The sequence below is a fragment of the Desulfobulbaceae bacterium genome, from assembly GCA_015231515.1.
In the GTDB taxonomy this organism is placed as follows: domain Bacteria; phylum Desulfobacterota; class Desulfobulbia; order Desulfobulbales; family VMSU01; genus JADGBM01.
Genome location: JADGBM010000076.1, coordinates 1 through 15,404, shown reverse-complemented (window position 1 = coordinate 15,404; position 15,404 = coordinate 1). Strand labels below are relative to the sequence as shown.

The 15,404-nt window shown below is 47.0% G+C and carries 13 protein-coding genes; 5 read left to right on the top strand and 8 right to left on the bottom strand.

Going from position 1 to position 15,404, the window contains the following annotated elements; genetic code table 11:
* From HQK80_11500 to HQK80_11490, 3 genes are all read right to left on the bottom strand, one after another.
* Positions 1-453, bottom strand: a 453-nt coding sequence (locus tag HQK80_11500) for a type II secretion system F family protein (protein ID MBF0222832.1), incomplete at its 3' end; no start/stop codon positions are given.
* Complete coding sequence (gene tadA, locus HQK80_11495; protein ID MBF0222831.1) at positions 440-2,119, bottom strand: Flp pilus assembly complex ATPase component TadA; 1,680 nt, start codon at positions 2,117-2,119, stop codon at positions 440-442. The genes tadA and HQK80_11500, both read right to left, overlap by 14 nt.
* 49 nt (positions 2,120-2,168) lie before the next feature.
* The gene (locus tag HQK80_11490) at positions 2,169-2,852 is read right to left on the bottom strand and encodes a tetratricopeptide repeat protein (protein MBF0222830.1); all 684 of its coding nucleotides are present in this window, start codon (positions 2,850-2,852) and stop codon (positions 2,169-2,171) included.
* Positions 2,853-3,120: 268 nt separating this feature from the next.
* On the opposite strand from HQK80_11490, the gene HQK80_11485 reads away from it, so the two are divergent.
* From HQK80_11485 to HQK80_11470, 4 genes are all read left to right on the top strand, one after another.
* Positions 3,121-4,425 (top strand): amidohydrolase, encoded by a 1,305-nt coding sequence (locus HQK80_11485; GenBank protein MBF0222829.1) that lies wholly within the window; start codon positions 3,121-3,123, stop codon positions 4,423-4,425.
* Between the two features lie 27 nt (positions 4,426-4,452).
* Entirely contained in the window at positions 4,453-5,763 is a 1,311-nt protein-coding gene (locus HQK80_11480) for a hypothetical protein (GenBank protein ID MBF0222828.1), read from the top strand.
* 352 nt (positions 5,764-6,115) lie between these two features.
* On the top strand, positions 6,116-6,319 hold the full coding sequence (locus tag HQK80_11475; protein MBF0222827.1) for a hypothetical protein: 204 nt from the start codon (positions 6,116-6,118) through the stop codon (positions 6,317-6,319).
* An 18-nt stretch (positions 6,320-6,337) separates the two neighbouring features.
* The gene (locus HQK80_11470; GenBank protein ID MBF0222826.1) at positions 6,338-8,254 is read left to right on the top strand and encodes a hypothetical protein; all 1,917 of its coding nucleotides are present in this window, start codon (positions 6,338-6,340) and stop codon (positions 8,252-8,254) included.
* Between the two features lie 690 nt (positions 8,255-8,944).
* Here the strand turns inward: HQK80_11470 and hemH are convergent.
* The 5 genes from hemH to HQK80_11445 form a co-directional block, all read right to left on the bottom strand.
* Entirely contained in the window at positions 8,945-9,919 is a 975-nt protein-coding gene (hemH, locus tag HQK80_11465; GenBank protein ID MBF0222825.1) for a ferrochelatase, read from the bottom strand.
* Positions 9,916-10,461, bottom strand: a complete 546-nt coding sequence (locus HQK80_11460; protein MBF0222824.1) for an HDIG domain-containing protein — start codon at positions 10,459-10,461, stop codon at positions 9,916-9,918. Before HQK80_11460 ends, hemH begins: the two co-directional genes overlap by 4 nt.
* Positions 10,462-10,518: 57 nt before the next feature.
* On the bottom strand, positions 10,519-11,550 hold the full coding sequence (gene hemE, locus HQK80_11455; GenBank protein MBF0222823.1) for a uroporphyrinogen decarboxylase: 1,032 nt from the start codon (positions 11,548-11,550) through the stop codon (positions 10,519-10,521).
* 98 nt (positions 11,551-11,648) lie between these two features.
* Positions 11,649-12,713, bottom strand: a complete 1,065-nt coding sequence (locus HQK80_11450; GenBank protein MBF0222822.1) for a radical SAM protein — start codon at positions 12,711-12,713, stop codon at positions 11,649-11,651.
* Positions 12,714-12,992: 279 nt separating this feature from the next.
* Positions 12,993-14,303 (bottom strand): PhoH family protein, encoded by a 1,311-nt coding sequence (locus HQK80_11445; GenBank protein ID MBF0222821.1) that lies wholly within the window; start codon positions 14,301-14,303, stop codon positions 12,993-12,995.
* A 332-nt stretch (positions 14,304-14,635) separates the two neighbouring features.
* Between HQK80_11445 and HQK80_11440 the strand changes: the two genes are divergently transcribed.
* On the top strand, positions 14,636-15,404 hold a 769-nt coding region (locus HQK80_11440), incomplete at its 3' end, for an NAD+ synthase (protein MBF0222820.1).

Genomic DNA, 15,404 nt, shown 5'->3' with positions numbered 1-15,404 from the left:
TTTTAATAGCATGGCCGGCAGGATACCGCCTTCTTCACCAGCTCTGGCTATATTGACATACATCTGAGAAAATTGTGGGTAATCCGACACCGCTTCAGAAAATGATTTTCCCTCTTTGAGTTTTCGTTCGATATCCCAGGTGAACTTTTTAAAGACCGGCTTCTGAGAGTTTTGCTTCATGGTTCGCAGCGAGGCATCTAAAGAGAGACCGGCATTGAGCAGCAGGGCTATCTGCGTGGTGAAGAACTCAATATCTGTTTTGCTGAGTTTATTGCTTTTGAAAAATTTAAAATCAAATGAGACCTTTTTATCTTCCCGATGCTCTTTAATTTCAAGTGGTCTTAAGCCCTGACCCATAAGGCGTCGAGCTGCAGCAGCCTTGTCAATCTCCTCAACGACACCTTTTTTAGTCGTATTACTGCTGTCCAGCGCGGTATAGCTATAAAGACTCATGCACAGCGCCCCTTGTGACCCGCATAACTTCTGAAAAGCTGGTCTTTCCAGCCTTAACCTTTTGCAGACCATCGGTAAACATGGTTACAAAACCATTGTCGTCGGCAATTTTTCGTAAATCAATAAGATCAAGACCCTGAGATATCCCCTTACCAAGCGCGTCATTCACCTCCAGGAACTCGTAGACACCTATTCGTCCGGTAAACCCCGTATTAGAACAGTGTCGGCAGCCGGCCCCCCTAAACATCTCAAAATCCTCCCCCCCTGGCTTATAGCCAATATATTCAGAGATCATGCCCCTGACCACCCTACACTCTTTGCAGATACAGCGAACAAGCCGCTGCCCCAAAACAGCCCGCAGCGAAGATGCAATTAGAAATCTTTCCACCCCCATATCAATCATTCGGGCAATTGCTGAAATCGCATCATTGGTGTGCAGCGTACTAAAAACCAAGTGGCCGGTAAGCGATGACTGCACTGCAATCTCGGCGGTTTCAAAGTCACGAATTTCCCCGACCATGATTACATCGGGATCTTGACGAACAATGGAGCGTAAGCCTTTGGCGAAGGTCAAGGCAATCTCGGGGCGCACCTGGATCTGGTTAATTCCCAAAAGCTGATATTCAACCGGATCTTCCAGGGTGATAATTTTGTTACTACCGGAATTAATATGATTTAAGGCACAATAAAGGGTGGTGGTTTTTCCACTACCAGTTGGACCTGTAACGAGAATAATCCCGTCTGGAATAGTGATCATATCCCGAAAGCTCTTTTCAACATCCGGCAACATTCCCAATTGGCTCATCTCGAGAATAATATTACCCTTTTCGAGAATACGAATAACAACCCCTTCCCCGTAGACAGTGGGCATTGTTGATACACGGAGATCAATCTCTTTACCGGAAATTCGCATCGATATCTTGCCGTCTTGAGGTAGTCGACGTTCGGCGATATCTAGCCCGGCCAGCAGTTTAGTTCGAGATACAACCGCAGCCTGCATGCTGATTGGCGTAATCTCATATTCGTGCAAAATACCATCAACTCGAAGTCGAATGTAAAACCCTGTAGCAAAGGGCTCCATGTGGATATCACTGGCCCGCCTCTTCACTGCGGTATCAATCAGATTGTTCACATATTTAATAACCGGTGCCTCAGAGGCCATATCCTTGAGTTTGTCAATATCAGACTCATCTGTAGAGAGCGATTCATCCTCAAAGGCATCCGAACTCAATCCGTAATGTTCGTGCACGATGTTACGCATGATGGTTTCAGTGGCCACCTGCACTTCAAAATCACCAGCATAGAGCAGTTCCCCTGTTGACAACACATCGCCATCAAGGGGATCACTGACTACCATAATGTTTTTTTCACCACGCTTGACCATGGCAAAGAGATGTTCGCGATGAAACAAGCGTGAAATTTCAACCGGCAGATACTCATCAGCTGGATCAGGAACATAGACACTGACCTCGACCTGCTCAGCCAGACTCTCGGCCAGATCCTCCTCATTAATAAAACCCAACGAGATCAAAATCTCCCCGAGTCCCTGGGGTACCGTCTCTTTGTGGGCGAGGGCGCGCTCCATCTCGCTTTCCTGAATTTTTCCTTTACGGACCAGGAGTTCGCCTAATTTTTCTTTCTTCTTAAAAAAAACTGTATTTCGCATGACACTTCCAGCTGCAGATTCAAATTAGACAAAGAGAATTACTCAGAATTTACCTGTTTTGCTCAATGGCATTGAGTAATTTTGCTGCGAGATGAGGGTCAATTTTCCCTAAAATCTCGTATTCATGACGGGCAGCTTTAAAATCTCCAAGCACAGCATTGGCAATCCCCAGGTTAAGGTGAGCCCTTGCAAAATCGGGTTCAATCAGCACTGCTCGACTGAACGATTGTTGAGCATTCTTCCAGTCATCCTGCTCAACCCTGGCCATGCCCAGCTCAAAATGAGCAAATGCAAAATCAGGCCTCATTGAAACGGCGCACTCAAAAACCCTGACCGCCTCATCAAACCTTTTTAATTTGCAGAGAGCAATCCCAAGGTTGCATTGGCTTAAGGCATCTCCCGGGCGAAGGGTGTTTGCCCTGTTAAGTGCCGAAATTGCTTCGTCCAGATAGCCCATCTTTGAGCACGCAGCACCAAGAAGATCATGGGCGTGCGCATTTTCCGGGTCAAGGTCAATGATCCGACGATAGGCGACTATAGCCTTTTCCCAGTGGCCAAGTATACTATGACTATAACCGAGATGGAACAATGCGTCCCTGTTATCTGAATGATCAGCAATCTCCTGTTCAAAAAAAACTATGGCCTTATCATAGTTACCAGCCATAAACGCACATTTACCTTGATGAAAGCTGTTTTCCAGAGAGTACGGATGCATTGAAGACATTTTATTCATAGTGCCTTATTCCTGAGGAATATCAGGCCAAACGAGAGAATGAATGCTACAAAAGCCCAAATAATTCACATTCAATATGTCACCATTTCATCTAGTTTTTGTCAAGCATAAATCGAATGATTTCAGTTAGGTGCGACAAACAGAAGGCCTTATACCAACAACGCTATTCCACTGTGGTCTCTTTTTTAAAAAAATCAGCTCCCCACAAAAAACTGTAAAACAACAAACACCTGTTGCTTCATGATGCCCGGACTGTTTTAATATAGGCATGACAGATTACGACATCAGTATCATAAATGGCACCATTCTTAGCAAAGCCGGAACACACCCGTCCCCAAACGAACTTGTCGGCATAAAGGACGGCTTTATTAAGCATATTGGTCCCTGGCACCATTTTTCTGCAACAAAAACTATTGATGCAAAAAACTGCCTGATTTGCCCGGGCTTGATCAATGCCCACGGCCACAGCGCCATGACACTGTTTCGAGGTTTAGCCGACGATCTGCCCTTGATGACCTGGCTGAATGATCATATCTTCCCGGCCGAGGCAAAATATGTAAGCAGGGAGATGGTCTATTGGGCTACTAAACTGGCAGCAGCTGAGATGATCATGTCCGGCACCACCACTGTTGCTGATGGCTATTTCTTTGAATCCGAAGCCGTCAGAGCTTTTAACGATACGGGCATGCGATCGATCACCGCCCAGGGTATCATCGACTTCCCGGCTCCCGGAGTACCTGACCCGCAACACAACATTACTGCCGCAGAGACCTTTCTGGCAACTTTTCCCAATACCCACCTTGCCAATAAAGCACTCTTTTGCCACTCACCCTATACGTGCAGCCCAGCAACCCTGCAAAAAGCAAAACAACTGGCCAGCGACAATAATTGTCTTATGTTTATACATGCTGCAGAAACACAGGCCGAGCTCGCTCAGGTTGAGAAGTCGTACGGCACAACCCCCATACGACACCTGAACGCCCTGGGGGTTCTCGACAAAAATACTGTCTGTATTCATACCGTGCTGGTAGATGACCATGAGATCGATATTTTAAAAACATCAGGCTGTGGAGTTGTTACCTGCCCGGAAAGCAATATGAAGCTTGCCTCCGGTGTGGCTCCAGTGCCAGGCCTGCTACAGGCAGGAATCCCTGTGGCCTTGGGCACTGATGGCTGTGCCAGCAACAATGACTTGGATCTTTTTTCTGAAATGAGTTCACTTGCCAAGCTGCATAAAGTGACGAGCTCTGACCCAACCGTCTTAAGTGCAGCGCAAGCATTGAGCGCCGCGACGGTTGGTGGGGCAAGGGTTTTAGGCCTGCCTGAAACAGGCGTTTTGCACCCAGGAAAAATGGCCGATATCATTATCATTGATTTACACAAACCTCACCTGACTCCTTTTTACAACCAGAACTCTCTAGTCTACTGCGCCAAAGGAGCTGACGTAAACACATCCATCATCGGCGGCAAACTCGTTATGCACAATCGTAAAATACTCACCTTTGAGGTTGAAGAAACCATGGCATATGTTAATAATCTGGCTGTATCTGTAGCCCAACTATCAAAAAGCTAAGCCGTCGTTCAAGTATAGAGATTTATAATGATCACACCCCATCGCAATATATCATCGCTGCCGGCCTTATTTCTTTGCGCATTTTCCCTTCTCACAGCCAGCTGCTCAGACACCTCTGAGACCAGTCAGACAATCGGCAAAGCCTCTTCCCAACAGCAGGCTTCAAGCCAGGCACAGAAAAAAGGAACAAAAAATACCGGCCCCAATCAGCCTTTGAGTCAAGCTCAACAAACAGGCACCAATAGTGTAAAAACATCGAGCTTGAACCTGGACTTGGTTAAACAGCCAAGAAACCCACTGGCGGAAGGGCATGAAGAATCACAGACAGCAGACATTCATATCCCTAAAGAGTATGACCCGGCAATGCTGGACAAGGAGTTTGAGTATGCCCTTCAACTTACCGATGCCTTAGAGCGAAGAGAGGCTGTGATTGGACTTGGCAAGCTTTTGGCCGAAATCGACCCAAGCCTTGCCCTGGAGTTCCTGTCACAAATTGAAGACCCTAAAGACCGCCACGCCTTTGCCGTAAGCTTAACTACAGCCCTGTCCACAGAATCTCCAGAGGCAGCAGCTCTTTGGGTCGACCAGGCCCCGGAAGATGTCAAAAATGCAGCGGCAGTCATTGTTGCCAAAAACTGGGCAGCAACAGATGTTGGGGCGGCAATTAACTGGAGCAACCAAATTTCTGACCCGCAAATCATGGCGCGCGCCTTGGAAACAATTACCGGCATCTGGGCCACAACTGACTTAAATGCCACATATGATTGGGCTGTAGGCATTGAAGATCCACAACTGCAAAGCCGTATTTTTATCAAAATGGGCGAGGCGTTTTCCCGAACAGATCCGCAGGCAGCAGCTCTCTGGGCGTTGGAGTTCGAGGATAGCTCGACCCGATCCAAGATTTTCACAACTGCAGTTCGCCAATGGGCAACTAAAGATCTCCCCGGAGCAGTGGCCTGGGTCGAGGCCCAGGAACAGGGTGAGTCACAATACCTGGCCGCCTCACATACCGCCACTGTCTGGGCGCGCAAGGACCCACAGGCAGCAACAGCCTGGTCTTCCTCCCTTCCCGAGGGGCGTACTCGCACAATGGCGGTCAATTCCGCCATTGGTCTCTGGGCAAACAAAAACCCGGAGCAGGCCTTTCAATGGGCAAACAGCCTGGCAGATAATGATACTACTAAACTTACCAGCCTGACCCGAGTGACTAGAGCCTGGGCCTGGAAATCTCCAGAACAGGCAGGTGAGTGGCTCCAAACTGTTACAGACCCAGCTGTGCGGGAAAATCTGACCAAACTTCTCGATCAAGTCATTGAACAGAAAGCGAAGCAGAAATAACCGGAAACCGTATTCCAGCCATACACTCTCTTTTTATTTTTTCCTTTCCCGCAGCACTTCCTCCTCTAACTCCTTCAACCGTTTTTGTACAGTTTCACTGAGTTTCACCTTGCCAAACAACAGACAGCCAGGTCGGCCAGGAATGCACTCTGCCCTGAGTTTCATGCATAAATTCTCTGAGTTAAAATCAAAATTGGGGCAGGAAAAAGTCATATTTTTTCTCTCATGCAAGCCTTAATTAAGTGTATCGCCAACTACTACATAGTCGTCATGCGACAATTTGCCGCATTTTTTTTGGATCTTTTGTGACTATTAACTATCTGTATATATTAATTTTATCAAGGAGAAGGCTATGGAAAACTGCAAAAAAGGAAAAAAAAGTAACTGTGGAGCACATGCCATCGCTGTAGCCCTGCTGCTGGTGTTTTTTCAAACGTCAGCCTGGGCCGAGTCAAAGTCAAGCTGTGAAAAATGTCACCTTGACGAGGATATGTTAACGGCAACTCTAAAGGTCGACACCTCTGTTAGCTCTGCAATGCAGTCAGGCGCCGGCTGAGGTGGTAAGGTGGCTCCGTTGGAGCCGCAAATCAAGGTTCTGGTCTCAGAAGAGTTTCTGGCAACCGCTCATGGAGAGATTGGCTGTGTTGGCTGTCACGGTGGCAACGATACCATGGAGGGCAAGGATGAAGCACATCAGGGAATGGCTCCCACTCCCGCGATTACCAATCCCGTAAAAACCTGCGGGGAATGTCACGAAGAGATAGTTTCCACTGCGTCAAAATCACTGCACGCTACCCTGTCAACCTTTCCAACAGTTCTGCTAAGCCGTGCCGATCCGACCAAATGGCCAGAGATTGATGAGGCTCGATCAAATCACTGTGCTGCCTGTCACACCAACAGCTGTGGCGCCTGTCATGTAAGTCGGCCTAAAGCCTCTAAGAAGGGTTTTGTCAAGGGTCACATTTTCCAGAAACGTTCCGATCCGGTCAACCAGTGCACCGCCTGTCACGGCAGTCGTGTCGGCAGCGAATTCTACGGCATGCGGGGTCAGGGTGATGTCCATGCCACAAAAGGCAACATGGACTGTGTCACCTGCCATGACGGCCAAGAGATGCACGCCGATGGAACTGGATTGAGCGGCAGATATCATCTGGAAGAGTTGGTGCACTGCGAAGAGTGTCACGCGGATTTACAATATGGCTCAGTGCGCGATCATACCATTCACATTGGTAAGGTACAGTGCCAGGTCTGCCATTCACAAACTTACGTCAGCTGCTATAGTTGCCATACCGGCAGAGATGAGGCCGGCCTTTATTATTTCCAAAACAAGAAAGAAGTAGAGGGCATGAAAATCGGCATGAACTACGACCAAACCGCACCTAATGCCAAATACGATTATATGCTGGTCCGTCATATACCTGTGGATCCAAAATTATTCGATTTTTATGTTAAAGATGCGCTGTCAAATTTTTCACGAGTTCCAAACTGGAAACGTACGTCCCCCCACAACATTCAACGAAAAACCTGGCAAAACGCCAACTGCAACAACTGCCACGGCAATACGGATCTTTTCCTACAGGAAAAAGACCTGCTTGACTATGAGATAAAAGCCAACCGTTCAGTTGTTGTGCCAGCAGAAAGGATTCCTGGGAAAATAGAGAAAACCGCACCTTTTTCAATAGATACCTCGAAAGTGAATAAAGCGATGGTTGTTGACTCAAGAGAACTCCATGATTTGATCGAGAAAAAAGCTGCACTGATTGTCGATGCCAGATCGTCTAAAGATTATGCGAAAGGGCACATTGAGGGATCAATCTCCTTCTCACCTTTAGAGATGAGTCTGCGTCAAAAATTTGATAGTGATGAGCCGCTTCAACTTGTTTCCTTTGATCAGATAGCCGAAATGTTGGGTCAAGCGGGCATCAAATCTGATCAAAAAATAGTGGTCTATGACAAAGATGGGCGATTAGCTGGATTCCTGTTGTGGGTCTTACAGTATGCCGGTGCCACCGATGTAGCCTATCTCAAAGGAGGAATCGAAAGTTGGCATGAAGCTGGTTACCACACCAGTGAAAAAGAGACCCCGGTTTCGGCGCTTAAATTCGGCGGCAAAGAGATGCCCAGATATGTTGCGACCAATGATTTTGTGCTTGAAAATCTCGACAACCCTGCAACTGTAATCGTAGACGTCAGAATCGTTACCCAGGCGAAGGGCATGCTCAAACACGATGCGGCCGAACGAGCGGGGCATATCCCTGGTTCCGTTAATCTCCCTCTCTCAGCCTTATACATGGATAACGCCGAGCTTAAGGAGCCAGCCGAGTTACTCTGGATGCTCAACAATTACGGCATAACTCCAGACAAAACAGTAATTACCACCTGCAATACCGGTCAACTTGCCGGGGCGGCATTTTCCATTTTTCGGTATTTAGGCTTTGAGAATGTAAAGACTCACGACAGCTCCTGGATTAACTGGGAACTTGGCGAATAGGACTAAGTTTCTGAGTTAAACGTAGAAAAGGCCCGGTCGCATAAGTGACCGGGCCTTTTTAATTTAGATAAGGTTCATCGCGCTTTTTTTTACTGTGAAAACAGAATCGCTTCGAAGAGGACTTAGCACAGTTCATGCGGGCTTAAAAATGAATAACAGCTTTAATTAGCCACAGAAGCACACAGAAGCACACGGAAAACTGCTTTTTGGGGACCAGTTAAGCGCAGTATATTACAAAATGTTGTAGTTATTCGGCTTGGCGCTGGAAAATGTGACAAAACCCCCTAATTTAAATGTTCGTCATCGCTTTTCAGGGAGGTAAGCAGGCTTCTGAGTCTATACGACTGTATGTGAAGAAGCCTGATCGGCTTCCTGGGAAGTGATGCCGAATATTTACAAAATGTTCCTGTGTGTTTCTGTGTGTTTCTGTGGCTAAAAAAAATTTTTCAATCGTCAGGCAAGTCCTATCAAGTTGTTCTTCGCAGAAATCATGAAAAGATATGAACAAAACATATGGATAAAAAAGTGCGGCAATACAAAGTGTTGTGCGTGTTTAACACCAAGTTAAGGCTTTGTCTGTTCAATTGTTTTTATTTACCCACCCCCCAACCCCAGTAATTGCGATTACAACGTGCCAAATTCAGTTGTTGGCTGTTGGAAGAAGACCAGTTCTTCATGCACTACTAATCCTTAACTCCAGCCCTTTTCATTACAGGCGGTTAGCACCAAAGTGTTTAACGCCTTTATAAAGAGTGGATCAACATTGAGCGATGGTGTCCGCGCAAGTTCTACTCCAAACCCAGCAGCAAGCGCTTTGTATTGAATATCGATCTCACAAAGGGTTTCAACATGGTCAGAGACGAAGCTGATCGGCACCATAACGATTTTTTTACAGCCATTTTTTGCTAATTTTTCAATGGTATCGGGAGTCGAAGGCGCCAGCCATTCAACGGGACCGCTTCGGCTTTGAAAGCAGAGATGTCCCTTAACTCCTGTTTTTTCTTCTATTGCCTGAATAGTCCTTTTCAAATGGTCTAAATAGGGATCCCCCTCATCAATAAATTTCACCGGCAGGCTGTGGGCGCTGTAAACAACCTCGGCCTCGGCCTTGTCACTCAAAGCAGCCTGAATTCGCTGCACCAGACAATCAACATAATCGTTCTGATCCGGCCAGGAGGCGATTTTAGCAAGTTCAAACTGTCCCGGCATCTCCACCATAACATCCTGCAAGTCCCGAAGCGATGAGCCAGTGGTAGCTATAGAATAATGAGGGTACAAGGTCAAGGCGATCAGCCTTTGGATGCCCTGCGAGGCCAGATCAGCCAAGACCTCTCGAGCAAAGGGCTTCCAGTAACGCATAGCCATCACAACTTTGAAATTGCCGGTAGCATTTAACGATTGTTCAAGCGCATCACATTGCTGAGCAGTTATCAGGTTAAGGGGAGACCCTCCGCCTATTTGACGATAATATCCCTGGCTCTTTGGGGCCCGCTTTTTGGCTATCCACCAGGCCAGCGGCTTTTGCATAAAAGCCGGACCCAAGCGGATAATCAGCCGATCGGAAAAAAGGTTGTATAGAAACGGTCGTACGTCCTCAACTTTTTCCGGCCCGCCCAAGTTAAGCAAAATAACTGCGGTCTTTTGTTGACTCTCAAGAAGGCTCATACGTGACACTCCGTTATCTTCTCATTTTCCGGCAGCCAGTCAGGGGATCTCTCCAGACAATCTGACAATCCGGCCGGGTTGCACTCCAGCCCAGCAAATAACTCCTGCTCAATGAGCAAACTTTGCTGGAAATTCCGCTTTATTGCATCATGTCGCCTGGCATCACCCAAACCATATCGATCAATAATATATTGCTGGCGGGATTCAAGACTGACAATCTGGTCATGCTTGACCCGCTTATCAGCATAATAAACAATCTCTTTTTCAGTAATAGGGTTCTGAGGAAAGCCATCAATCAAAATAACGTGCTGACGAACAATTGGTGCCAATTCCGGATAACCGTGTTTCAGGCAGATGTCGTGACCGACAGAGGCATGATCTTCGCCGTTATGGAGGCAGGCCGTTTTGGCTATGTCGTGCAGCAGAGCGGCAGATAACACAAGCTCCACAGAAATCGGCTGGCCGTTTCTGTGGAGCGCAGTAGCAATAAATTCTGCAACACGCCCAACCACGAGAGAATGCGCCCTGATGTTATCCAGCATATTATACTGGCACATCAGCTGAAAACATTGCTCAGGCGTTGGCAACATCTGTTTTTTTTAGCGCTTGCTCAGTTCATGAACCAAGGTGACCAGCAACTTGGCCTTTTCAGGATCAGTCTCAGGCACAATACCGTGACCAAGGTTAAAAATATGCCCCCGTGCCCCTTCTGCCTGCTTTAAGACATTGGCAACACGCTTCTCAAGCTTATCGGCAGGCAGGAAAAGGGCCAGTGGATCCATATTGCCCTGGATAGAGACTTTACCTTTAACACGCTTGACAACATCGTCAAGGTTGGGACGCCAATCAAAGCCAAGAACATCAGCGCCACTGGTCAGCGATAGATCAAGCAGAGTCGAGCCATTATTGGCAAAATAGATAAGGGGGACATCGGTTACTTCTTTTAAGGCAGCAATAATTCTGCGAACATATGGAATGGCAAACTGTTCAAAATCACAGGGCGCTAACACCCCTGCCCAGGAGTCAAACACCTGCAGTGCCTGCGCCCCAGCCGCGGCCTGACCCTTGAGATACTCAATAGTACAGTCGGTAATCTTGGTCAGAAGAGCATCATAGAGATCAGGTGCCTCGTACATCATGCGCTTGGTATTGATATAATTTTTAGATGAACCACCCTCAACAAGATAGGTTGCCAGGGTGAAAGGAGCACCGGAAAAACCAATGAGCGGCACCCTGCCCTCAAGCTCTTTTCGCAGGATGCGAATCGTGTCCATAACGTAGCCTAAATCACCTTCCGGGTCTGGAATCACGAGTTTATCAACCGCAGCACGATCCCGGATCGGGGTTGGAAAGACAGGACCTTGTTTTTCTCGAAACTCAAGAGGCGCCCCCATTTTTTCCAGCGGAACAAGGATGTCTGAAAACAAAATAGCGGCATCAACGCCAAGTCTGTCGATAGGCTGTATCGTTACCTCGGCAGCATTCTGAGGATTTTTACAGAGATCCAGAAACGAGCCTTTACTGCGCACGGTATGATACTCCGGCAAATAACGCCCAGCCTGCCGCATAATCCAGATTGGTGTATAGTCAACCGCCTCACCCTTACAAGCCTTCAAAAATGTTGTATTCATGTTTTTCCTTATTATGTCTATGTTTTAAAAGTTCTTTGTTTAAACGCTAATTCGTTGCCTCGAAAACCAGTTGACTATTCAACCAGTTAAGCCCGTCACTAAGCCTTTTTCAATTTAAACGGTACGTGACTACAGAATGGCTCTTCCGCCATGTAATCTCCGCTCATTGAGTGGGCCCGAGCCCTGCACCCCCCACAAACCTCAACATATTCACAGGCGCCGCAGCGCCCCTTATACGCTTTAAAATTACGAAGATCTTTAAACAGCTCTGACTTCTCCCAAATGTCCTTAAACGACTGTTCCCGAATATTGCCCGCCGGCATAGGAAAATAACTACACGGCAAGAGGTTACCGTCAACATCCAGAAGAGAGATCAGCTGACCGGCAAGGCACCCCTTAGAACCGCCGGTGGAAAACTGCAGTGTACGTCGCTTAAAGTCGTCTCCCTGCGCTTTGGCTTTCTGCAAAACAACACGATAGTAACTGGGCGCACACGTTGGCCGGACAAGCATTTCATCTTCATTTTTCTCCATCTCATAGTGCCAGTCCAAAAAGCCCTCGTAGTCTTCCATGGACACCAACTCTTCCATGATGTCTTCGCCTCTGCCTGTGGGGACGATCATAAACATGTACCAGGCCGTCGCACCAAGGCCCTTGACAAACTTATAAATATTCTCAATTTCGCCCTGGTTGCGCTTGGTAAATGATGAGTTAACCAGAAACTTGATACCATTTTTTTTAAATAATTTGGCAGCATTTACAGTCGCATCAAAGGCTCCGGACGTGTTCCGAAAGTTATCATGCACCTCTGCGGTGGCACCGTCTAAACTTAAGGAGACCATCTTAATATCGGCCTCTTTAATTTTCGTACATATCTCATCGGTAACCAATGTGCCGTTGGTAGCCAGGCACATTCGCAGGCCTTTACTCGCACCATAACGTGCAATATCAAACACATCTTTACGCAACAGCGGCTCTCCGCCAGATAACACTGTTACCGGTGAAGCGTATGATGAAATATCATCAATAACTCGTTTCGCTTCTTCAAATGAAAAATCAGGGTGCCCTATGGCCTCAAGTTCAGAAGAAGAGCGACAGTGCACACAACTCAAATTACAACGACGGGTAATTTCCCAGGCTATCCATTTCGGTTCAAATTCCACGCTATTCTCCCTTTAATAAAAAACCATTGACGAGATCGCCAGTAAACGGCGCACTATAAATTGTCATAAAAATGCTTGTTTTGGTTTTGGGTTAACTATTTAATCATCATCAATTTAATCATCAAAGCAGTGTCGAAATCATTGATTTCTTCGAAGTCGGAGTTTGTGCCCTGCCGTTAAGAGTGCTTATCTCCGGTTAATCCGGATTAGGTAGTAACAGCTTATAATAATGCTTCAGGACACTGATGTCAAAAAACCTCTGCCAAAACGACGAAAATTCTAGAGATACTCTGCCGCTGCCGCTGCCATGCTGCTTCTTTCGCTTTTTCGTAAAGTTACATGCCCGTGTAGATCCAAACTTTTTAAACGTTCTACTGAATAGGTCAGGCCGTTACTACTGGAGTCAAGATACGGGTTGTCAATCTGGTAGGGGTCGCCGGTGAGAATCATCTTTGTGCCTTCTCCCGCCCGGCTTATTATGGTTTTAACCTCATGGGGCGTTAGATTCTGGGCCTCGTCAATAATAACATATTGCCGGGGAATTGACCTGCCTCGCATGTAGGTCAAGGCCTCAAGTTCCAGGACATTGTCCTGCATCAGCTTATCAATCTTCTTTTTAATCGAACCCTCTTCCTCTTTCTCGCGACCATGACTTAGCAAAAAGGTAAGATTATCAAAGATCGGCTGCATCCAGTTGATCAGTTTTTCATCTTTGCCACCCGGCAGATAGCCAATATCCTTACCCATTGGAATAATAGGCCGGGAAACCAGCACTCTATCATACCTTTCAAGGCTGATAACAGACTCCAAGGCAGCAGCAATAGCAAGAAGCGTCTTGCCCGTTCCAGCCTGCCCGACAAGTGTGACAAGCTGAACTGCCGGATCCATGAGAAGCTCCATTGCCATGCGCTGCTCTTTGCTGCGAGCGCGAAGGTGCCAGACATTTTCCGCTAAGGTGTTAAGCGGCACCAGAAGCCCTTCTTTGTTGACTTTGGTTAAGGCCGTGTGCTTTTCATCCCCTTCATCAACCAGGAGAACGAACTCGTTAGGTAAGAGGTCAAGACCATCGTATGTCAGTTCCTTGTCTGCATAAAATTTATCGATTACCTGGCCGGGAACAATCTCTGTCCTGTTGCCAGTATAAAGCTCATCAAAATTAACCTTCTGCTTTTCGAAATCCTGCACTCCCAGACCGAGGGCATCTGCCTTCAAGCGGGCGTTTATGTCTTTTGACACGAATATTACGGTATGACCTTCCTTGTTCAGATTATCAGCAACCGACAAAATGCGATTATCCGGTACCGTCATATCCAGACCTGTCTTCCCGCCACCTATGTCCTCCATGGCGATTTTCATAATCCCGCCATTCTCCATCATGACACCTTGGCTAAGCTTTCCTTTAGATCGAAGTGCATCGAGCTCTCGAACAACCTTCCTGGCATTTCTCCCCAGCTCATCGCTGTGAGATTTAAATCTATCCAACTCTTCAATAACAGTCATTGGCAGCACAACATAGTTGTCAGCAAAAGAGTTAATAGCCGCAGCATTATGCAACAGAACGTTGGTATCCAGAACAAAGTATTTTTTCATAAAATCTCCCAGTTAAGCAGTAAAAAGCCATTTTCCTTATTCACAATTTCTTTGTAGCACAGCACGAAAAAAATATAAACATACAAGATTACTGCTAAGACAGGTATTTCCTTGTTGATAACCTTCGGGTAGTGACACTTCGGAGTCTAGCCCCGCCTAAAACCCATTACACCCTCCTCTAACAACGGCGGCAATGTGGAAATGATAGGCTCATCGGTTTATTCCTCGTTGGTACGACACAAAAAATGTGCTATAGATACGCTTTTGCACTGTTGTTTACAAGACCATCCAGGATGATCGTAACACGATTTATGCTCTGAAGGCAGCCACTTATGAAAATTGCAGCTATCCAACTCAACCCGGTAATCGGTGATTTCACAGCAAACAGTTCGGCAATGCTTAACTGGGCAAAAAAGGCCAAAGAGGAAGGGGCTGATCTGGCAATCTTTCCGGAAATGGCGATAAGTGGGTATCCTCCTCAAGACCTTCTGGAACGTCCGGCGTTTATTGCAGCGCACCAGCTAGCTATGCAGTCGTTACAGGAACAGTGCGGCCTCCCCATCCTTTTTGGTTCAATTACGCCATGCTCCTCCCCAACAGGCAAACCACTGCACAACAGCGCCATCTTAAGCACCCCGGCCTTTTGCCATGCCGTCCACAAACAGTTACTGCCAACCTATGATGTCTTTGATGAGTCGCGCTATTTTGAGCCGGGTGGCGCTACCACCCCCGTGCAGTTTCAAGGAAAAATTCTGGGTATCACAATCTGCGAAGATATCTTTAACGATCCAACTCTTTTTGACCTGCTAACCGAAGGTTTTGATGACGCCGAACCTTCTAAACTATACGCCCATAATCCGGTCCAGAATCTTGTTGATGCCTCCGAAACCGGCCTGGACATTTTGATCAATATTGCCGCCTCGCCCTTTCATTTGCGAAAACCTGAGGTGAAACTTGCCTTTTTCCGCCAGTTGGCAAAAAAACACAACACTCCGATTATCTACGTCAATCAGGTCGGCGGCCAAGACTCTCTCGTCTTTGACGGACAAAGCCTGGTCATAGACGGTTCCGGAAATGTTCTGGCCAGGGCCCCGCGATTTT